This is a genomic window from Acinetobacter sp. (assembly GCF_036666595.1).
GTDB lineage: Bacteria > Pseudomonadota > Gammaproteobacteria > Pseudomonadales > Moraxellaceae > Acinetobacter.
In genome coordinates, this window is sequence record NZ_JAVWVO010000124.1 from 1 (window position 1) to 583 (window position 583).

A 583-nucleotide genomic window follows, 5' to 3' on the forward strand; every position below is an offset into this window, starting at 1 on the left:
TGACATTACTTATATTCGTACACATGAAGGTTGGCTATATCTTGCTGTGGTGATTGATTTATTTTCACGTCTTGTTGTTGGCTGGTCTATGAAATCGAGAATGACAACAGATCTAGTGCTAGGTGCATTATTGATGGCGCTATGGAGGAGAAAACCACAGAATAAAGTTCTGATCCACTCTGACCAAGGTAGCCAATATACCAGCCATGAATGGCAAGCATTCGTTAAACAACATAATCTAGAATGTAGCATGAGTCGCAGAGGAAACTGTCATGATAATGCTGTTGCTGAGAGCTTCTTTCAACTGCTAAAGCGAGAGCGTATTAAGAAGAAAATTTACGTATCTAGATCAGATGCTCGAGCGGATATATTTGAATATATTGAAATGTTTTATAACTCAAAACGAAGACATGGTTCCAATGGACAACGTTCTCCATTAGATTATGAAAAGGCCCATCAAAAGATGGTTATGTGTGTCTAGAATTTTGGTGGCTATTCAATCAGTGCTATAGGCTACAGAACTCTGCCACATACTAATCGAAGCTTCCTATAGATGTGAATACAACCCGCACGATTGGTTAAG

1 protein-coding gene is annotated in these 583 nt (G+C 38.9%); it reads left to right on the forward strand.

Annotated elements, in window-relative coordinates:
* Positions 1-481, forward strand: a 481-nt coding sequence (locus tag RR876_RS17135) for an IS3 family transposase (protein WP_332637206.1), incomplete at its 5' end; no start/stop codon positions are given.
* Between the last annotated feature and the right edge of the window lie 102 nt (positions 482-583).